Source organism: Streptomyces sp. NPDC059668 (genome assembly GCF_042734135.1).
Lineage (GTDB): Bacteria > Actinomycetota > Actinomycetes > Streptomycetales > Streptomycetaceae > Streptomyces.
The window spans coordinates 1-18,705 of the sequence record NZ_JBHWEL010000050.1; the positions used below are offsets into that span (position 1 = coordinate 1).

General features: G+C 72.8%; 15 protein-coding genes. 6 read left to right on the plus strand and 9 right to left on the minus strand.

The genetic code is table 11. The annotated features are described in order from the left end of the window. Nucleotides 1-125: 125 nt before the first annotated feature. The gene (locus ACFV2J_RS28960) at nucleotides 126-305 is read right to left on the minus strand and encodes a hypothetical protein (RefSeq protein WP_385083587.1); all 180 of its coding nucleotides are present in this window, start codon (nucleotides 303-305) and stop codon (nucleotides 126-128) included. 167 nt (nucleotides 306-472) lie between these two features. On the opposite strand from ACFV2J_RS28960, the gene ACFV2J_RS28965 reads away from it, so the two are divergent. After that, entirely contained in the window at nucleotides 473-1,456 is a 984-nt protein-coding gene (locus ACFV2J_RS28965; protein WP_356809000.1) for a hypothetical protein, read from the plus strand. Between the two features lie 127 nt (nucleotides 1,457-1,583). Next, on the plus strand, nucleotides 1,584-2,576 hold the full coding sequence (locus ACFV2J_RS28970; RefSeq protein ID WP_385083586.1) for an AfsA-related hotdog domain-containing protein: 993 nt from the start codon (nucleotides 1,584-1,586) through the stop codon (nucleotides 2,574-2,576). On the opposite strand, the gene ACFV2J_RS28975 is transcribed toward ACFV2J_RS28970, so the two are convergent. The 8 genes from ACFV2J_RS28975 to ACFV2J_RS29010 are packed head-to-tail and all read right to left on the minus strand — an operon-like array spanning nucleotide 2,556 to nucleotide 13,434. Then, on the minus strand, nucleotides 2,556-3,416 hold the full coding sequence (locus ACFV2J_RS28975) for a 4'-phosphopantetheinyl transferase family protein (RefSeq protein WP_385083585.1): 861 nt from the start codon (nucleotides 3,414-3,416) through the stop codon (nucleotides 2,556-2,558). The two genes, ACFV2J_RS28970 and ACFV2J_RS28975, sit on opposite strands and share 21 nt — an antisense overlap. After that, entirely contained in the window at nucleotides 3,413-3,670 is a 258-nt protein-coding gene (locus ACFV2J_RS28980; protein ID WP_385083584.1) for an acyl carrier protein, read from the minus strand. Before ACFV2J_RS28980 ends, ACFV2J_RS28975 begins: the two co-directional genes overlap by 4 nt. Next, entirely contained in the window at nucleotides 3,660-5,561 is a 1,902-nt protein-coding gene (locus ACFV2J_RS28985) for an HAD-IIIC family phosphatase (RefSeq protein ID WP_385083583.1), read from the minus strand. Before ACFV2J_RS28985 ends, ACFV2J_RS28980 begins: the two co-directional genes overlap by 11 nt. Continuing rightward, nucleotides 5,558-6,616, minus strand: coding sequence for a 3-oxoacyl-[acyl-carrier-protein] synthase III C-terminal domain-containing protein (locus tag ACFV2J_RS28990; RefSeq protein ID WP_385083582.1), 1,059 nt, complete (start codon nucleotides 6,614-6,616; stop codon nucleotides 5,558-5,560). The genes ACFV2J_RS28985 and ACFV2J_RS28990 overlap by 4 nt, the downstream gene beginning before the upstream one ends. Beyond that, a complete protein-coding gene (locus tag ACFV2J_RS28995; RefSeq protein WP_385083581.1) occupies nucleotides 6,613-9,567 on the minus strand; it encodes a type I polyketide synthase in 2,955 nt (984 codons plus the stop codon). Before ACFV2J_RS28995 ends, ACFV2J_RS28990 begins: the two co-directional genes overlap by 4 nt. Then, a complete protein-coding gene (locus ACFV2J_RS29000; RefSeq protein WP_385083580.1) occupies nucleotides 9,555-9,836 on the minus strand; it encodes an acyl carrier protein in 282 nt (93 codons plus the stop codon). The genes ACFV2J_RS28995 and ACFV2J_RS29000 overlap by 13 nt, the downstream gene beginning before the upstream one ends. Before the next feature lie 35 nt (nucleotides 9,837-9,871). Beyond that, complete coding sequence (locus ACFV2J_RS29005; protein ID WP_385083579.1) at nucleotides 9,872-11,635, minus strand: acyl-CoA dehydrogenase; 1,764 nt, start codon at nucleotides 11,633-11,635, stop codon at nucleotides 9,872-9,874. A gap of 2 nt (nucleotides 11,636-11,637) precedes the next feature. Next, nucleotides 11,638-13,434, minus strand: coding sequence for a fatty acyl-AMP ligase (locus tag ACFV2J_RS29010; protein ID WP_385083578.1), 1,797 nt, complete (start codon nucleotides 13,432-13,434; stop codon nucleotides 11,638-11,640). Between the two features lie 282 nt (nucleotides 13,435-13,716). Between ACFV2J_RS29010 and ACFV2J_RS29015 the strand changes: the two genes are divergently transcribed. From ACFV2J_RS29015 to ACFV2J_RS29030, 4 genes are all read left to right on the plus strand, one after another. Further along, the gene (locus tag ACFV2J_RS29015) at nucleotides 13,717-16,341 is read left to right on the plus strand and encodes a BTAD domain-containing putative transcriptional regulator (RefSeq protein WP_385441381.1); all 2,625 of its coding nucleotides are present in this window, start codon (nucleotides 13,717-13,719) and stop codon (nucleotides 16,339-16,341) included. 103 nt (nucleotides 16,342-16,444) lie between these two features. Next, the gene (locus ACFV2J_RS29020; protein WP_385083576.1) at nucleotides 16,445-17,023 is read left to right on the plus strand and encodes a Uma2 family endonuclease; all 579 of its coding nucleotides are present in this window, start codon (nucleotides 16,445-16,447) and stop codon (nucleotides 17,021-17,023) included. Then, nucleotides 17,020-17,253 (plus strand): helix-turn-helix transcriptional regulator, encoded by a 234-nt coding sequence (locus ACFV2J_RS29025; RefSeq protein ID WP_385083575.1) that lies wholly within the window; start codon nucleotides 17,020-17,022, stop codon nucleotides 17,251-17,253. Before ACFV2J_RS29020 ends, ACFV2J_RS29025 begins: the two co-directional genes overlap by 4 nt. A gap of 657 nt (nucleotides 17,254-17,910) precedes the next feature. Continuing rightward, a complete protein-coding gene (locus tag ACFV2J_RS29030) occupies nucleotides 17,911-18,615 on the plus strand; it encodes a LuxR C-terminal-related transcriptional regulator (RefSeq protein WP_385083574.1) in 705 nt (234 codons plus the stop codon). Nucleotides 18,616-18,705: the final 90 nt, after the last annotated feature.

The following is an 18,705-nucleotide window of genomic DNA, read 5'->3' on the forward strand; positions in this document are numbered from 1 at the left end:
GCCCGGGGCGGCGGGCCGGCTGGTCGGACCGGCCCGTCGGGGTGAAACATGAGCAAAGCCCGCTTTGCGGACATGCCGACGGGCGGCCCGGGAAGCACCGGCCCGCCCGCGTCACAGCTGATTCATCAGCCCCACTGGTCGTCCCCGAGCGGCGCCGCGTGCACGGAATGCGCCGGGAAGGGCGACGACACGGCCACCTGGCCGTGCGCAATGGCGGGAACCGTAATGTGGGCCCCGAGTGTGCCGATGAATCCGGCGGTGACGAGAAGTCCGGCGGTCGTGATTCGCAGTACAAGCTTGCTCATAGCTACCCCCACGTTCGACAGTTGGCCTTGCAGCAGCAAGACTCGCCGACCGGGGTTCTCCGCCCAACCCATTCCTGGTGTCGTAAAGTTGCCTGACAAGAAGTTCCGTCGCGCGGGAATGCGAGCCTCCAGTGCCTGAAAGCTCTCTCCCGGCAGGCGCTTTCGCCATGCTGGATGACGCAGAAGCGAAGGCGTACCGCAATGCAGTCCTGCTGGGCCGCTTTGTCCGTGAGGAGATGGCGACCGCCCTGGGCGTCTCCCTGGAAAAGGTGGCACAAGTCGAGGAGCGTCTGACGGCGCTCAGCCTGCTGCGTCCCCTGCCCGGCGAGCCGGAGCTGCTGGTGCCGGTGAGCCCCGACACGGCGGTGGCCGACCTCGTGGGGCCGGCCGAGGGCCGCATACGGGACCTGCAGCGGGAGGTCACCGAGATCCGTGACCAGATGGGCGCGCTGCGCGCGACCTACTTCGAGAGCCGCCAGCAGCGCAACCAGGCCGAGGCCTTCGACGTGATCAGTGACATCAACGCGCTGCAGGCCGTACTGGACGAGCAGGGCGAGCGCTGCCGCACCGAGATGCTCAGCGCCCAGCCCGGCGGTGCCCGTCCCTCCAGTCTCCTGGCCAACGCCCGGCCCAGAACCCTGGAGCGGCTCAGACGCGGGGTGCAGATACGTCACCTCTACCAGCACACCGCGCGCAGCGACCTCGCCACCGCCTCCTACGTGCGGGCGATCACCGAGCACGGGGCCGAGGTGCGCACCACCGACGAGCTGATCGACCGGATCGTCATCTACGACCGGGAGGTGGCCTTCCTGCCCGAGCAGCACGTGGGCGGCCGGGCCCCCGGGGCGGTGGTGGTGCGCGAGCCGACCCTGGTGGCCTTCATCTGCCGGGTCTACGAGCATCTGTGGTCCGGGGCCACCCAGTTCGTCCCCGGGGCCGAGGACAGCAGCGAGATCACCGACGATCTGAAGCGGTCGATCATCCGGCTCATGGCGCAGGGCTACAAGGACGAGCTCGTGGCCCGCAGGCTGGGCATGTCGGTGCGCACCTGCCGCCGCTACATCTCCCAGATCATGCTGAGTGTCGACGCCAACAGCCGTTTCCAGGCGGGGGTGCACATCGCGCTGACGGGGCTGCCGGACCTCCAGTAGACCGGTCCGGCAGTGCATGCCAGGCCACAACCTGTCACCGGACGCAAGTGGCCTTGCCGCCCTGCTGCCCGGCAGGCTGGTACGACCAGTCACATCGAGCCAGGACACCGCCGAGGAGTGTGAGGCGTTGGAGACTTCCCGGCCCGCGCCGCCAGGGTACGGACACGGCAGCCGCCATCTGGTGCACCGGCCGCAGTGCTTCGGCCCCCAGACGCCCGACAGCCCCGACGACCGGTCGCAGGAATTCGTCCTGACCGGTGAACTTCCCACCTCTCACCCGCTGTTCAACGACGGGCACGACCGCTTCCACGACCTGCAGGCGGCCATGGCGATGGTCCGCCAGGTCAGCGGGGGTATCGGTCAGGCCCACTTCGGGGTCGCCGCCGACCGGGTGGCGATCTTCTACCGGTTCGGCCTGGAGATGGACGAGGTCAGCGCGTGGCGCCGGCATTCCGGCCCCGGCACGCTGACGACGACCATGCGGGTGCGGCCGGACAAGGTGATCTCCGGAGTCCCCCGGGCCCTGGAGTTCGACGCGCGCCTGGAGATCGACGGGGTCGCGGCCGGCACCGGTTCGGCCAATCTGCTCTTCCTCGCCCCGATGGCGCACCGCAGCCACCGTGAGCACTCCCGTCACACCGTCCTCGCCACGGCCGGGCAGCAGCATCCCGGTCACGAGGACCCCATCGACAGGTCGCCGGGCCCCGCTCCCGCGGACGTGGGGCGCGCCAGCGCCGCCAACGTCCTGCTGCGGTCCCCGGTGACCGTCAACGGACAGCGGCTGTCCGCGCAGGTGCTCGCGCCCGACGCGTGGCGGGCCGGCGCGGCCCGGCCCGACCGGGTGCCCTCGTCCGCGCTGCTGCTCGAAGTGCTGCGGCAGACGGCGCTGTTGACCGCCCACCGGCTCCACGGCCTGGACCCGCGGCACTGTGCGCCGGTGGCCATGCACACGCATTTCCGGGGCCACGCGGAGCCCGATCTGCCGCTGCGGTGCGTGGCGGTGGCGCAGTCGGCCGGACAGGACGCGCTGGGGCGGCCGCTGGTCTCGATGACGCTCGCCCTGACCCAGGCGGGGAGGGCGGTGACGGAGGCGGCGGTGTCAGTCGTCGAGGATCTGTGACCACTCCTCCTGTTCGGCGTCCAGCGCCTCCTGGATGGCCGCGACGGCCTCCGCGTCGAGCATCGTGGTGATCTCCGTGTCCAGGGTGCGGCCCATGCCGGCGTCGTAGACCGCGATGCTCACGACGAACTCGGTGCCGCCGCTGTTGAGGACCAGGGTCCGCAGCGTCCACTCGTCGCCCGCTCCCGCCGTGCCGTCGGGCCGGTTGAGCTGGACGGGCCGGCTCTCCGGTCCGAAGCCGAACTCGTTGAAGCGGAACTGCATGCCCTGGCCGATCGCCTTGCTGTAGGCCTCCTTGAGCGTCCACAGCCGCACCAGGCTCGGATTGCGTTCCGGCTCGGGCAGTCGCGACAGCATCCGCTGCTCGTCGGGGGTGCAGATGAGCCGGGCCAGGCCCCGGGCGTAGATGCTGCGGTCGGCGCGTTCCGCGTCCACCCCGATCAGACCGCTGCTGGTCAGGCCGACCAGCAGAAGGTCGTCGGTGTGGCTGAGGCTGATGTCGATCTGGTCGCAGCCGCGCAGATACGGCCTTCCGGTCGGCCCGTAGGCCAGTTCCAGGTCGATCGCCTCGGCCCGCAGGGCGGCCGCGGCCGCGTGTTTGAGCAGCCGCCGCGACGCCGCGTACCGGCTCTGGATGTCCGGGTGTCCGATGTCGCGGTAGCGCGACCAGTCCCGGCCCAGCACGGCGCGCAGCGCGGGACCGTCCGGCGCTCGCGGGCGCCAGTCGGCGAGCCGGCCGTGGACCACCGCCGTGCCGTAGCGCCGCAGGTCCTCGCGGACCGCCGCCCAGTCGCTGTCCTCCGCTGTCACACCGATCAGGCCCCCGCCGACGGCGTTCATCGGGTGTCCCTCCCCTCGGTGGTGACCAGTGAATGGATCTCGCGCATGCTGCGGGCCTTGAGCAGGCGGCTGACGGGGACGCTGCGGCCCGTCTCGCGTTCCAGGAGCATCAGCAGGCGCAGCAGGTGCACCGAGTCCCAGTCGGGCAGCAGGTCGAAGTCCTCGGCGGCCTGTTCCTCGGTCAGGTCCAGGCCCAGACCGTCGCGCACCGCTTCGAGGAAGCCGGCGAGGTCGGCCGTGCTGTCACGACTCATCGGCGTCTCCTTCGAAGTCGGCCTCCACGGTCAGGTGACCGGGCGGGGCGGGCAGGTCTTTCAGATCGTGCCGGAAGAGTGTCTCCGGGCCGTCGCCCGGGGTGTCCGGCACGAAGCCGAGTGAGGGGTAGAAGCCGCTCGCCCGTCCGTTGCCGCGGGTGGCGCGGTAGCGGGCGCGGACCGCGGGCAGGCCGAGGTCGTGGGCGTGCGCGAGGACCGCGGCCAGGCAGCCGTCCTCGATGCCCCGGGCCAGGACCCGGCAGCTGAGCAGCATGTTGTCGATCGTCAGGCCGTCGGCGGCCCGGCGGGTGAAGATCACGCCGACCAGGCCGCTGTCGCCGTACCGGTCGCTCACGCGCACCGTCAGCGGGCGGCGGCCTTCGGCGAGGACGCTCTCCGGCGGGACGCGTTCGCCGGTGAGGTTGAACTGGTTGGTGCGCAGGGAGAGTTGCGAGACCCGGAGCAGTTCGTGGGGGCGGGGCGGTGAGATGCGGACGACGATGCCGAGTTCGCGCAGGTACTCCTCGTGCGAGCCGGTCGTGCCGCGCATCCGGGCGCGGGCGGCGGCGCCCCGGTACTGCGCGGTGCGGTCGCGGTCCTCGTCGGTCACGTGGGGGGTGTCGAACCAGCCGTCGGCCAGCAGCCGGGTGATGTGCCAGGCCGGTTCGGTGCCCAGCGGGACGACGGGGGTGTCCGGCAGGCGGTGGCGGATCAGGGCGCGTTCGGCGGGGCTGTCGTCGGCGAACACCAGGGCGTCGGTCGCGATGCCCAGCTGGCCGGCGATGGTGCGCAGGGCGGTGTCCTTGGGGTCCCAGCCGGCCTGCACGCTGACGAAGTCCTCCGCGCGCAGGGTCATCTCGGGGTGGTGGGCGAGGACGTCCTGGACCGGGCCGGGGTCGTTCTTGCTGCTGACGGCGAGCAGTACGCCCTGGGCGGCGAGTTGTCTGACGACTCTTTGGAACGCGGCGTAGGGCTCGCCCTGCGGGGTGGGCCCGCAGGTGATGCCGTCCGGTCCGTCCTCCCCCAGCACTCCGTCCCACAGGGTGTGGTCGAGGTCGAGCACCAGACACTTCTTCGTCATGCCGCGCCGGGCGCGCAGCACGTGCACGGCCTCGCGGGCCAGTGCGGCGAAGACGGCGGCGCTGAAGGCGCTGCGGGTGTAGAGGGCCAGCCGGGCGTCGGTGGCCGGTCCGGTGGCGGCGACGAGCGGGTCGAGGTCGACGACGGCCAGGGCGGGGTGTTCGCCGGCCAGCCGCAGCAGGCGGGCGTTGAACTCCCGCCACACCGCGCCGAGCAGGGCGCGCTGTCGCTGGTCGATGATCTGGTGGGTGGCGCCGCGGGGCAGCGGGAGGGTGTTGAGGACCAGTGCTCCGGTGCCGTGTGCGGTGTGCGCGTCCGCGACGGCGCGCAGCTGGTGAAGGAGCCGGGCGCAGGCCTGTTCGGCGTCGTCGACGCTCCACGGCGGCCGGAGTTGCTCCAGGACGGCGTCGGCGCCGAGCACACACACCGTCAGTTCGGGTCGGTGGCGGCGCAGTTCGCTGTGTTCGTCGGTGAGGTCGCGCAGGTAGGCCCCGTGGTCCCCGGTGACGAGGCGGCCCAGCAGGCCGTGCCGGGCGAGTTCGGCCGTCAGCGGGTCGGTGAGCTGGGCGGTGGCGGAGTGGCCGGTGACGGCCACGGTGGGCACGGGGGTGTGCGGGTGGTGGGCGAGGACGTCCTCGAGGTCCAGCCGGGCCAGCAGGCTTCCGCAGCGGGTCAGTTCGTCGGCGGTCTGTTCCTCGGAGCGGTCGGCCGCGTCGGTGACCCCGGTCAGCAGCGGGGCCACGTCGGGGTAGGCCGCGGCCAGCCGGCCGGTGCGGTGCAGGGTGCGCAGTTCGTCCAGGGCGGTGGTCATCGGGTGTGCCCTTCTTCCCCGGGATCGGCGGGCCGTTCCAGCGCCAGCCCCGCCTTGATCCATTTGCTGGACTCGACGACCACGGACAGGGCGCGCTCCCCCGGGGCGAGCCGGTCCATGAGCCGGTCGAGCTGGAGCAGGGGCAGGGCGTTGCCGGTGTTCCCGGTGTCGCGTACGCAGGAGACCTCGCGGCAGCCGGCCGGCAGGCCGAGGCCGGCGACGATCCGGTCGGTCATGTGTCCCGACAGCTGGGGCGGCAGGACGGCGTCGATCTGCTGTGGGGTCCAGCCCGCCGTGCTGAGCAGTTCCCACACGATCTCGCCGGCGAGGGCGGGTACCTCCTCCTCGATGGTCTTGTAGTCCTCGAAGAGCATCTGGCGGTCCGGGTCGGGTTCGGTGATGCCGTGCCAGCCCACGATCTGTCCCGGCGCACGTCCCCGTCCCGCGAAGCGGTGCAGCAGGCCGTGCACGGCGAGGGCGTCGCCGTGCGGGTGCGCGGTGACCACCGCGGCGGCGGCTCCGTCGCCGAACAGGACGTAGTTGACGAGTTCCTGGCTGGCGAGGGTGGAGGCGTCCCGGCCGGCTTCGAGGAAGCGGGCGGTGACGTCGCCGGAGACGACGAGGCCGGTGCGGTGGCCGCCGGCCAGCAGGGCGCGGGCCACGTCGAGGGCCTGGACGGCGCCCGAGCAGCCGGCCTGGAGCTGGTAGGTGGGCAGGTGGTTGAGGCCCAGCCGGTCCGCGGTCTCGTTGGCGGTGGTGGGCAGCAGGGTGTCGGGGGTGGCGGTGGACAGCACCAGGAAGTCCAGGTCCGCGGCGGCCAGTCCGGCGGCGGCCAGTGCCCGGGCGGCGGATTCCGCGCACAGGTCGCCGAGGGTGTGGGTGACCTTTCCGGTCGCCAGGTCCCAGCCGAAGTGGCGGGTGCCGGTGCCCACGAAGAGGTCGATCCAGTCCTCGCTGATCCCGAAGGCGTGGCTGAGTGCCGCGTTGTCGACGGGTTCGGCGGGCAGCGCGCTGCCCGTGCCGGCGATGTGCATGAGTGCGGTGCGTGCTGTCATACCGTGGCCCCCGTACTGGTCAGCTCGCGTACGAAGGCGGCGAGGGTGCCCACGGACTTCAGCGCGGGCAGCAGTTGCGGCACGGTGATGTCCGCGCCCTGCGGGAGTTGCTGTTCGATCCGGTTCTTCAACTGCATGATCATCACCGAGTCGAAGCCGAGGTCCTCGTAGAGGCGGGCCTCGGCGTTGACCTGTTCGCGTGCGTAGGCGCCGACCTCGACGACGGCTTCGATGACCGCGCTCAGCGCGGGGTCGGGCCGGTCCGCCGGGGTGCCGGGGCCGCCGGAGGGCGGCGGGTGGGCCGGGCCGGGGCTCTCCTGGCGCGGGATGGTGTCCGGTGCGGCGGGCTGGGCGGCGGGCTGGGCCGCGGCGGTCTGTCCGAAGCGGTGCGCTCCGGAGAAGACGTAGGGGGCGAGGCGTTCGGTGCGGCGGTGGGCCGGCTCGTACAGGGCGTCCCAGCACGGTTCGACGCCGCTGAGGTACAGGCCGCCCACGGTCTCGGCCAGGTCGGTGAAGGTGGCGGCGCGGCCGGGGGCGGGGTGCAGCAGCCGGATGCCCGTGGGCAGGTCGCCTTGCCGGGCCAGGCTCAACAGGTGTGCGGCCGGGCCGAGTTCGACGAGGCAGGTGGGGGCGGCTTCGGTCATCAGGGCGGTCAGTGCGTCGGCGAACCGGACCGGTCGCACGGCGAGGTCGGCCCAGTACGCGGTGTCCGGGATCTCGTCGCGCAGCATCCGGCCGTGGCGGGCCGAGGCCAGGGCGATGCGGGCCGGGTTGGCCGTGACCGGGCCGGCCAGGTCGGCGATCCGGGCGTGGAGGGCGGTGTCCGCCGAGCCCTGGGCGGCGTGCGGGACCGGGAGGCGGCGGGTGTTCAGCCCGCGTGCGGCCAGGTCCGCGGCGGCCTGTCGCAGGACGTCGGCGGTGCCCGACAGGACGGTGTCGTGCGGGCCGTCCACGGCGGCCAGGAACAGGCCGGGGTGGGCGGGGAGGAGGTCGGCGATCTCGTCCGGGGTGGCGCGCACGCTGAGCATGCCGCCGTCGGGCAGGTCGTGGGCCGCGGTGGCGTGGGCGGCGACCAGGCGTGCGGCGTCCGGCAGGGTGAGCATCCCCGCGGCCACGGCGGCGGCGAGTTCGCCGGTGCCGTGGCCGAGGACGGCGTCGGGCACCACGCCCAGCTCGGCCAGGGTCCTGGTGAGGGCGTGGGCGACCGCGAACAGGGCGGGCTGGGCCCATCGGGCGTGGTGGATCGCGGGGTCGTCGGCGAGGATCAGGTCCCGTACGGAGTCACCGGTGTGGGGGCGCAGCGCGTCGTCGGCGTCGTCCAGGTGGCGCCGGTAGAGGACGGATTCGCGGTAGAGGGCGGCCGTCATGCCGGGCTCCTGGCTGCCCTGTCCGGGGTAGAGGAAGGCGACGGCGGGCGGGCGCAGGGCGCGGTCGGTGACGCGGGCCAGGGTGTGTTCGTCGGTGGCGGCCGTGCGCAGGGCGTCGGCGAGTTCGGCCGTGTCGCGTGCGGTGAACACGGCCCGGTAGGGCAGGCCGGTCTTGACCTGGTTGCTGGTCCAGCACACCGAGGCGGCGTCGCCGCGCGGGCGGCGGGCCAGTGCTTCGGCCTGGGCGGTGAGGTTGCGGCGCAGTGCCTCGGGGGTGTCGGCGGAGAGTGTGAACGCCCCGGCGGTGGCCGGTCCGCGTACGGCGGTGACCGGCGTCCGGGGTGCGGAGGCCAGGACGGCGTGTGCGTTGGTGCCGCCCATGCCGAAGCTGCTGACTCCGGCGACGACCTCCTCGGCCGGCAGCCGCAGGGGGGCTTTGAGCAGGCTCAGTCCCCGCTCGGCGAGCCGCAGTTGGGGGTTCTCGCGGGTGGCGAAGCGGCTGGCGGGCACGATGCGGTGGTGCAGGGCGAGGGCGGTCTTGATCAGGCCGGCGATGCCGGCCGCTCCTTCGGTGTGCCCGATGTTGCCCTTGACCGAGCCGATCGCGCACGGTTCGTCGCGGGGCACCGCGTGGACCTCGCCGAGGGCCGCGCACTCGATGATGTCGCCGAGTGCGGTGCCGGTGCCGTGTGCCTCGACGAAGCGGACCTGGCCGGCGTCGACGCCGGCCCTGCGGTAGGCCGCGGCCACCACGGCCTGCTGGGACCAGCGGCTGGGCGCGCTGACGCCGTTGCTGCGGCCGTCCTGGTTGACGGCGGTGCCGCGGATGACGGCGTAGACGCGCTGGTGGTCGTCGAGCGCGTCCTGGAGCCGGCGCAGTACCACCACGCCGACGCCGTCGCTGCGGCCGATGCCGTCGGAGTCCATGCTGAACGGCTTGCAGCGTCCGTCCGGCGCCTTCAGTCCCATCTGCTGGTAGACCATGCCGAGCGCGGGGGTGAGCACGATGTTGACGCCCGCGGCCAGCGCGGTGGAACACTCCCCGGACAGCAGGGAGTTGGCGGCGAGGTGCACGGCGACCAGGGACGAGGAGCAGGCGGTGTCCACCGCGAGGCTGGGGCCCTTGAGGTCGAGGTGGTAGGAGATCCGGTTGGCCGTCATGCCCGCGCTGCTGCCGGCGCCCAGTTGCGGGGTGACCCGCGCGTAGTCGCCCATGTGCAGTTGGGCCCACTCGCTGCCCATCACGCCGACGAAGACACCGGCGTCGCTGCCGGCCAGCGCGGACGGGGCGCGGCCCGAGTCCTCCAGGGCGCGCCAGGCGCACTGCAGCAGGAGCCGCTGCTGCGGGTCCATGGCGGCCGCCTCGCGGGGCGCGATGGTGAAGAAGTCGTTGTCGAAGGTGGTGACGGTGTCGACGAAGCCGCCCTGGACGGTGTCGTCGAAGCCGGGGCCGCGGCGGTCCTCGGGCAGCGGGCCGATCGCGTCGCCGCCGCGCATCAGCAGGTCCCAGTAGGCCTCGACGCCGTGGGCCGCGGGGAAGACGCAGTCCAGACCGACCACGGCGACGGCGTTCACCGTACCCACCGGTCGGGGTCCGCGCCGCGTGCCGTCAGATGGGCCGTCAGGTGGGCCACCGTCGGATGGTCCCAGACGAGCGAGGGTTCGACGACGATGCCGAACTCGTCCTCGATGTCGCCGCACAGGCTGAGCGCGCACACCGAGTCCATGCCGTACTCGGCCAGGGGCACCGTGGCCTCGATGTTCTCGGGCAGCCGGTCCAGGTAGACCGCCAGGTGCGTGATCAGCCACTGGTGGAGCGGGGCCTCGGTGTGCCACGGCGGGGAGGGAGTCATCCCTGAAGGCTCCTTGTCCTGATACGGGCCCGTGCTCAGCCCGGAATCGGTGTGTTGTGCAGGTCGAAGCTGCGCCGGTCGCCGTAGCGGGCCAGGACCTCCCGGTGGACCCGGGCGGTGCACTCGGCGGGCAGGTCGGCGGCGGGGATGCCCAGTCGCCGGGCGATGCGGTGCAGGGCGGCGGCGGCCCACGCCGGGTCGGCCAGGAAGGGGTCGGGGCCGCCCCGGTTGTGGTGCCACACGCCCAGGACACAGGCGGCGGCGAGCACCAGCACGTAGCGGTCGGTCAGGGCGAACCAGGCGGGTCCCACCGGATGGGCCGCGTCGGGGGGCGGCAGCGCCAGTACCCGGCTGCGCAGTTCGTGCAGTTCGGCGCTCATCTGGCCGGCCAGGTTGCGCAACGTGCGCTCGACGGCGGTGGAGCCGGGCACGGACGCGGCGGTGGCCAGCAGGGAGGCGCTGACACTGTCCCGGCCGCAGGCCAGCGACAGTTGGCCGTAGTCGAAGGGGGGCAGCGGAGCGCCGGGGTGGAACAGGGTGGCGGGTGCCTCGACGCTGGTGAACCAGGACTTCTCGGCGAGGGAGCGCAGTTGCGGGATGATCGTCGCCTGGCAGGCGGCCGTGCCGGCGTGGCCGAGGCTGACCACCGGCACGTCGCGGATGTGTTTCTGGAAGATGCCGACGGTGCCCTCGCGGGTGTAGATCTGCGAGCCGAGCACCGTCGCCAGGTCGTACATGGTGTCGCTGAGGACCTGGGGCAGCAGCAGTTTGACGGCCGCGGAGTAGATGCTGGTCTCGGCGGGCAGCAGGTGCAGCGCCCGGGTGGCCACCACGGCCATGCAGTCGTAGAGCAGCAGGTTGACGAAGGCCCCGGCGAGGGTGCCCGCCGTGTGCTGCGGGTCGGTGGGGTCCAGGCCGGTGCGGCCGGGGCGTTGGCTGCGGTCCACCAGGACGGCGGTGCGCAGGCCGGTGTCCACCGCCGCGGACACCATGGAGGCCATGAGGGTGCGGCTGACCTGGAAGGAGCGCAGGGCGGTCACCACTCCCCCGCCCAGGGGCCCCAGCAGGCTGTCGCGGGGGACGACACAGGCGTCGAGTTCCACTCCGGCGAAGAAGCAGCCGCGCAGGCCGAGGGTGGCGGGACGGCGGGTGACCCGGTAGCGGTCGGCGGGCAGGGTGTGCGGATCGAGCAGGAGCACCGAGTGGGCGCCCGTGGTGCCCGGCTGCGGTTCGGTGCGGCAGAACAGCACCAGGGCGTCGGCGCGGTGCAGGTTGTTGATGACCGGTTTGACGCCGGTGACCGACAGGCCCTCGGGGTGCACCTCGGCGCGCACGCCGCTGCGGACGAAGTCGTTGGTGTGGGCGGTCTCGTGCTGGGCGATGGCCGCCTTGGAGCCCGACAGCAGCAGGCCCGCCAGCCAGGTCCGCTGGTCGGCGCTGCCCTGCATCCACACGTCGGACGCGGCCATGAAGGTGGTCATGCCGTAGCCGGCGCCGAGGGCGACGTCGCGGCGGAAGACCGCGCGCATCACCCGCAGCAGGGTCTCGGCGGAGTCGAACCGGCCGCCCAGTTCCGTCGGCACGAACTCGCGGCTCATCCCGAAGTCGTCGAGCAGCCCCTCGGCGTCGGCGGACAGCGCGGCCCGCCGGTCGGCGTGCAGCAGCGCCCGGTAGCCGACCGGGTTGGCCGGGTCGGCGGGGTCGCCCAGCAGGGCCTCCAGCCGGGCGACCCGGGCCGGGGCCTCGCCGGCGGGCGGGCCGCCGTGCAGCGGCGGCTGGGTCAGCAGCGCGGAGGTCACCACTAGCTGCTCCGGACCATGGTGGGGGCGTTCTCGCCGCTGGGCACCGCGGACGGTGTGATCAGGGCGCGCACGGCCGGGTCGAGTACGTCGTGGAGCGGGGTGATCTCACCGCGGAGGAACAGGGAGCGCATCAGGGTGCGCTGGATCTTGCCGCTGGTGGTACGGCGCACGGTGCCGGGGCGTACGAGGACGACGTTGCCGGCGGGGACGTCGAAGTCCTGTCCGACGAGCGTCTGGATGCCGCAGGCCAGCTCCCGCAGGCGGTCGGTGTCCGCGCGGGGAAGGCGTGCCTCGTGGATCACTACGAGCTGCTCCCGGTCCGCTCCGACGGTGAACACCGCGCCGTGACCGGCCGCGAGGGCGGGGCCGGTCTCCCGGATCGCCCACTCCACGTCCTGAGGGTAGATGTTGCGCCCGTTGAGGATGATGACTTCCTTCAAACGCCCGGTGATGTAGAGCTCGCCGTCGTCCACGGCGCCCAGGTCGCCGGTGCGCAGGAAGTCGCCGGGACTGCCCTCGGGGGCGCCTTCCAGTGTGGCGTGGAAGGTCTCGTCGGTCTCCAGCGGCTGGCGCCAGTAGCCCTGGGCGACGCTGTCGCCGCGCAGCCAGATCTCCCCGACCCGCCCGGGCGGCAGTTCCGCGCCCGCCAGCGGGTCGACGACGCGCAGGTCGAAGTCGTGCGCCTGTCCCGAGCCGACCAGGGTGCGGGCGGCCGCACCCTCGGCCGGGGCACGCAGTTCGTCCCTTTCCAGGGCGGCCGCGTCCACGGTCAGCCGGCGGGCCGGGACGCCCGGACGGCCGCCGGAGACCACCAGGGTTGCCTCGGCGAGCCCGTAGCCGGGGTAGAGACTCGCGGCGCGCAGGCCCGCCGAGGCGAAGCGGCGGGCGAAGGCGTCGAGGGTCTGGGCCCGTACCGGTTCGGCGCCGCACAGGGCCAGGCGCCAGCTGGACAGGTCGAGTTCGGCGAGGTGGGCGTCGGTGACGCGGCGGGTGCACAGGTCGTAGCAGAAGTTCGGGCCGCCGCTCACGGTCACGCCGTACTCGCCGATCGCGCGCAGCCAGCTGACGGGCCGTTTGATGAAGGAGACCGGCGACAGCTGGACGCTGTGGGTGCCCAGCCACAGGGGGTGCAGCACATGGGCGATGAGGCCCATGTCGTGGTAGTGCGGCAGCCAGTTGGCGAAGCGGTCGCCGGCGGTGGTGCCCATGAGGTGCTGCAGCGCCTCCTGGTTGGCCATCAGGTTGCGGTGGCTGACCATGACGCCGCGCGGTTTGCTGGTCGAGCCGGAGGTGTACTGCAGGAAGGCGATGTCGTCGGCGCCGACGCGGGGTTCGCGCCAGGCGTCGGCGGCCGTGGTGTCGTCCAGGTCAGTGGCCAGGCAAACCGTTTCTCCACGGCCGGTCACGGCCAGCCACAAGGAGGTGTCCGCCGCGTGCTCGGAGTCGGTCAGCACCAGTGTGGCCGCGGTGTCCCGCAGGATGCCGGAGACCCGCTGCAGCCTCTCGCCCCGGTCGCCGGGCAGCGGGGCGGGCACGGCGATCGCGCCGGCGTACAGGCATCCCACGAACGCGACGAGGAATTCCGGGCCGGGTGGGTACAGGAGCAGCACGGGCCGGCCCTGGGAGCCGAGTTCGTGCAGCCGTACCGCCAGGGCGCGGGCGCGGCGGTCGAGAGTGGAGTAGGTGAGGTGTTCGGCTTCGCTGACGTCCCGCAGGAACACCTGCGCGTCCGCGTCGCCGAGCGCGGCGACCCGTTCCCGCATCAGCTGGGTGAAGGTGGTGAATGCAGCGGTCAACGTCAGCCCCCTCATGGCGCATACGAAGCGGGGCACAGGACGCCCCTCTGCCGCCGAGCACGCTCATCGTGAGATCACGGGCTAAAGCGCCGCTTGCGATGCACCGCCCCTTCACAGAATTCAGGGGTACGCCTGTCCGAATTTGGGGTGTGGCCGACGCCTACATTGGGGCAGCACGGTCTGTCGTCGGGTTCCGCGGAGCGAGCGGTCGACGAGCGGCTCCGGCGCGCGTCGGCCGTCCGGTCCCGCCGGCCGGTGCGACGGGGAGAAGAGGGTGGGAGCATGCGTTTTCGGATTCTGGGTCCTTTGGAGATCACCTCGTCCGCGGCGGCCGAACCGGTCCGGCCCCGGGCGGCCAAGATCCGTGCGGTGCTCGCGACCCTGCTGGTCAGGGCCAACGAGATCGTCTCGGTGGACAGCCTCATCGACGAGCTGTGGGGCGAGCACCCGCCGCGCACCGCGACGACCACCCTTCAGGTCTACGTCTCGCAGCTGCGCAAGCTGCTGCACACCGCCGACCCGGAGTACGGCCGGGACGCGCTGGTCACCCGCCCGCCCGGGTACGCGCTGCACCTGGATCCCGCGCAGCTCGATCTGACGGTGTTCGAGGAACTGCACCACAACGGCCAGAAGGCACTGCTGCGCGGCGACCACGCCGCCGCCGCGGATCTGCAGCGCCGCGCGCTGCAGCTGTGGCGTGCCCCGCTGGCCTCCGACACCCCGCACGGCGCGCTGCTGGCCCGGACCGCGGTGCGGCTGGCCGAGGTGCGGGCCGCCGCTCTGGAGCAGCGCATGCGTGCCGAGCTGCGGCTCGGTCACCATCAGCGTCTGATCGGTGAACTCCACTCCGCCGTGGCCGAGATGCCGATGCGCGAGGAGTTCCACATGCTGCTGATGACGGCCCTGTACCGGGCCGGCCGGCAGGCGGAGGCGTTACGGATCTTCGCGCAGCTGCGCCAGACCCTGGTGGCGGAACTGGCCATCGAACCGGGGCAGCCGCTCCAGCTGCTCCACCAGCGGATCCTGTCGGGCGACACCGAACTGCTGCACCCCGCCCCGCTGCCCCGCACGTCCGAGGAGAGCGCACCGCAGGCCACCGGGCCCGCGACACCACCGGACACCGACCGCCCCGGGCAGGTCCGGCTGCCCGGCCAGACACCGAACCGGCTGCCCCCGCGCGACCCGGTGTTCGTCGGCCGCTCCGACGAACTGGACCGGCTGGGCGCCCTGTTGCGCGACATCCCGGCCGGCGGCTGCGCGGCGGTAGCCGGGGCGGCCGGCATCGGCAAGACCGCGCTCGCCGTCGCCGCCGGCCACGAGCTGGGCGACCTCTTCCCCGACGGCCGGGTCTTCCTCGAACTGGGCGGTCCGCGCCAGGCCGACCCGGTAGACCTGCTGACCCGCCTGCTGGAGCGGCTCGGGGTGGACGGGCCGCTGCCCGCCGACGTGCCCGCACTGCGCCGCGTCCTGGACCGGCTGACCGAGGACCGGCGGATCCTGCTGATCCTGGACGGCGCCGAATCCCCCGAACACGTACGGACGTTGCTGCCGAACGCGGCGGGCAGCACCGCGCTGATCACCTGCCGGCGCGTGCCGGAGGGGCTGACCGACCGGGTGCTGGAACTGGACGTCCTGCCCCAGGACGAGGCCCGCCGGCTGTTCACCGCGGCGGCCGGCCGCCTGATCCCGCAGCACGGCGGCGAGACACCGGTCCGTGAGATCGCCGCACTGTGCGAGGGACTGCCGCTGGCCCTGCGGGCCGCGGCGGCACGGCTGGCCTCCCGCCCCAACTGGGGCCCGGAGATGCTGGCCGCCCGGCTGCGCGGTGAACAGCGGCGGCTGGCGGAACTGAGCGCCGCGGCACCGGGCTTCCACGACCGGCTGCGCTCCTGCTACGAGGAGACGGAGCCGACGCTGCGGCGCGCCTTCCGGCTGCTGGGGCTCGTGCCGGTGGGCCCCTTCGACACCCGGACGGCCGCCGCGGTCCTCGGGGAGGACGTGGCCAAGACCGGTGAGCTGCTGGACGCCCTGGTCGCCGCCCAGCTGCTGCGCCGGGTGGCGGCCGGCCCGGAGCACGGCACCCACCACCGGATGCATCCGCTGTGGCGGCTGCTGGCCCTGGAGTGCCTGGCCTCGGAGAGCCCGGCCGCGGAGGCCCGGGCGGCCACCGCCAGACTGGCGCAGGAGTTCACCGGCCAGCTGCGCGAGGCCGACGCCCACGCCGAACGGTGCGGGACACATCCGCTGGAGCTGTTCAGCCGGCGCCAGGACGGGCTGGTGGACGTCGTACGCCGGTGTCACGCGGCCGGCCTGTGGGCGCAGACCGTGGACCTCGCCGACGCCATGACCGGCTTCCTGGAGGCCCGGGCGGCCTGGGACACCTGGGAGACCTGTCACGCCCTGGCACTGGAGGCGGCACGCCGGCAGGAGGATCTCGCCGCCGAGGCCAGGCTGCTGCGGTCGCTGGGCGACCTGGCCTGGCAGCGGCGGCAGCTCACGACGGCCGGCGAGTTCTACGAGCGGGCGCTGCTGACCGCCGACGCGGCGGCGGCGGCCACCGAACGCGGCCGGGCCCTGGTCGGTCTGGCCGACCTCCAGTTGGACGCGGGCGGCCTGGAGGAGGCCGCGGCACTGCTGTCCCCCGCGCTCGACGCGGTGGCCGACGACCCCCGGGGCCGCTACGAGGCACACCGGGTGCTGGGCCTGCTGGCTCTGGAGAACGTCGGGACCGACGCGGCCGAGGCGCACTTCGCCGACTGCCTGGGCCTGGCGACGACTCTGCGCGACCCGCGCCTGGAGTCCTACGCACGGCGGTGGCTCGACCGGGTGCACGGCCAGGGCCACCGGCCCGCGGGCTGGTCGGAGGTACGGCCCGGGGTGTGGCGCCTGGCGCCCTGCGCCAACTGAGCGCTCCCCGGCATCCGCACGCGCCGGTCCGCGACAGGACCGCTGGACCCGGGCCTCACCGCACCGCACCGCGTATGATGATTTCGTCATGTACGGTTGAGGTATGACGGAACAGAGCATTTACCACCACCTGCGTGAGTTCCGTGAGGCGTTCGACAAGCCCGAACCGCTGGCCTGGCCGGAGATCAGTCACGGTCAGCTGCTCATGATGATGAGCTCCAAGAAGCAGCATCAGTTGGTCGCTCACCGTCTGCGTACCCAGCTGGACCCCCAGCTGGACACGGACCTGGTCCTCATGCTCGAAACCGACATGGAAGACGCCGCACTCGGCATCCTGCGCGTGCCGGACCTTGTCGTGGTCGATGAGGAGGAGGCCACCGCTGACAGCGACGCGATCGACCCCCGCCGCTGCCACCTGGTGATCGAGATCGTCTCCCGTTCCAACCCCAGCAATGACTATGAGGGCAAACTGCGCGACTATCCGGCCATGGGAGTGCCGCACTACCTGATCGTCGACCCCCGGGACGGAAGTGCTGTCCACCATTGGGCGCCCGTACGGCGTGCCGGCGTGGACACCTACGACAACAGGCAGCACTACACGTTCCCGGAAACCATCACGGTCGGCGGCTGGAAGATCGACACGGCGGTTCTGCCCCGCTACAGCCAGGACGCCGGACGATGAGTGACACCGCGGACCTGGTGCGCTTCTGGCGCCTGCAGCGGAGCATGTCCCAGGCGCGTCTGGCCGAACTCGCCGGAACCGGCCAGGCCGCGATCTCCCGCATCGAATCCGGGCGGGACCAGCCCACCCTGGCACTGCTGGAGCGCATCGCCTCTGCCCTGGACTGTCGGCTCAGGGTCACCTTCACCTCCGACTCGCAAGCCGCACCGCAGCCGGACTCAGTTGTCTGAACTCCTGCCGGTCAGCAGCGGCGACTGTCCGCATGGAGCGGGCGGGCGGCGTTTCGCGGGACTTCAGCGGGCCTGAGTGTTCCGTGGGTCCTGGCCGGGGCGACGTTCCACCGGCCGCCTGACCGGGGTTCCGCGCCATCGGCGCGTGCTCGGCACGACGAGCGCCTGCTGTGACTGTCCTGCGGGACGCGGCGGCCGACCGCGCGGCCGCGAGCGGAACCCCGGACACGGCGCACGGCACCCGGCGCCCCTGCGGCCGAGCACATGGCCGAGCGCATGGCCGAGCGCACAGAACCGGCCTCCCGGGCCCTCGTCCGCGGTCCCCTGAAGGCCCCCGCAGCGCTGCCACAGAGATCCCCCATGCCGCACACAACACAGCCGCAAGCGGCCGGTGGTGCAGTAGGACAGGTCACTTCCCGTTCAGGAGGAAACGAAGAGATCCAGCCGATCGAGGAGATCGCGGAGCTCATGGGGATCGCGGAACGGCTGCCCGCACGCCGAGGAGATCACGAGCACGTCGGCGGCGGCGCAGACAGGATCCCCCGCCCCAACCGCCGCGCACGGATTCCCGGCGATCGCCCGGCGTTGTGTGAAAGCCGGCCGTGCAACGAGGCATGCGCTGTCCCGCACCTGGATACAGAAAGCCGGTATCTCGTCATGACCACCAGCATCACGGATGTCCTGCTCACCAACGACCGGTCGACCACCTCGCACCCCTCGGCCGGACACCGGTACACCTACGCCGCCCGTTCGGCGTCCGCGGCCGGCCGACGCACCTACACCGCCCACCTCAATCCCGAACGGCGCATCGTCGCGGCCGAGCCCGACTTCTCCCGCCGGTTCGGACGTACCTCGGCCGACACCTGTGGCCGCAGCCTGTACGAGCTGCTCCACCCGAGTTCCCCGTCCTATCTCGACCGGCACTTCACACGGATGTCGGAGGGGCGGTGCAACCGCTTCGACGAGCGGATGGTCGGCCTCGGCGACTCGGGCCGGGTGTTCTCCGCCGGTCTCACCGGAATCGCGGTCCACGACACCACAGGCGGGCTCGCTGGCATCGTTGTCCAAGTCCGGCCCGACCAGGAGGCCGCGGCCGCCGAGGAGCCGGCCGCGCACGCCCCCGAGCGGCTGCTGAGCAAGCTCGACGCGCAGGTCCTGGAGGGTGTCGCCGCCGGAGCCTCCACCGTCCAGCTCGCCGCGCGCCTCTACCTCAGCCGGCAGGGCGTCGAGTACCACGTCGGGCTCATGCTGCGGAAGCTCAAGGCCCCCAACCGGGCCGCCCTCGTGGCCCGTGCCCATTCCCTGGGCATGCTGACGGTGGGTCACTGGCCCCCGCGGGTGCCTCCGGAGTTCATCAAGTAGAACGGCCGAACCGGCCCGGTCCAGCCTGCCCCCCATGCTGGATGCTCCCGCCGGGTCCCTGGCCGTCACCGGCCAGGGACCCGGGAACAT

Bases quoted from the DNA above. Each gene is read 5' to 3' on its own strand.
- ACFV2J_RS28960 (WP_385083587.1), bottom strand. From the start codon at position 305: ATGAGCAAGCTTGTACTGCGAATCACGACCGCCGGACTTCTCGTCACC.
- ACFV2J_RS28965 (WP_356809000.1), top strand. From the start codon at position 473: ATGCTGGATGACGCAGAAGCGAAGGCGTACCGCAATGCAGTCCTGCTG.
- ACFV2J_RS28975 (WP_385083585.1), bottom strand. From the start codon at position 3,416: ATGAACGCCGTCGGCGGGGGCCTGATCGGTGTGACAGCGGAGGACAGC.
- ACFV2J_RS28980 (WP_385083584.1), bottom strand. From the start codon at position 3,670: ATGAGTCGTGACAGCACGGCCGACCTCGCCGGCTTCCTCGAAGCGGTG.
- ACFV2J_RS28985 (WP_385083583.1), bottom strand. From the start codon at position 5,561: ATGACCACCGCCCTGGACGAACTGCGCACCCTGCACCGCACCGGCCGG.
- ACFV2J_RS28990 (WP_385083582.1), bottom strand. From the start codon at position 6,616: ATGACAGCACGCACCGCACTCATGCACATCGCCGGCACGGGCAGCGCG.
- ACFV2J_RS29000 (WP_385083580.1), bottom strand. From the start codon at position 9,836: ATGACTCCCTCCCCGCCGTGGCACACCGAGGCCCCGCTCCACCAGTGG.
- ACFV2J_RS29015 (WP_385441381.1), top strand. From the start codon at position 13,717: ATGCGTTTTCGGATTCTGGGTCCTTTGGAGATCACCTCGTCCGCGGCG.
- ACFV2J_RS29020 (WP_385083576.1), top strand. From the start codon at position 16,445: ATGACGGAACAGAGCATTTACCACCACCTGCGTGAGTTCCGTGAGGCG.
- ACFV2J_RS29025 (WP_385083575.1), top strand. From the start codon at position 17,020: ATGAGTGACACCGCGGACCTGGTGCGCTTCTGGCGCCTGCAGCGGAGC.
- ACFV2J_RS29030 (WP_385083574.1), top strand. From the start codon at position 17,911: ATGACCACCAGCATCACGGATGTCCTGCTCACCAACGACCGGTCGACC.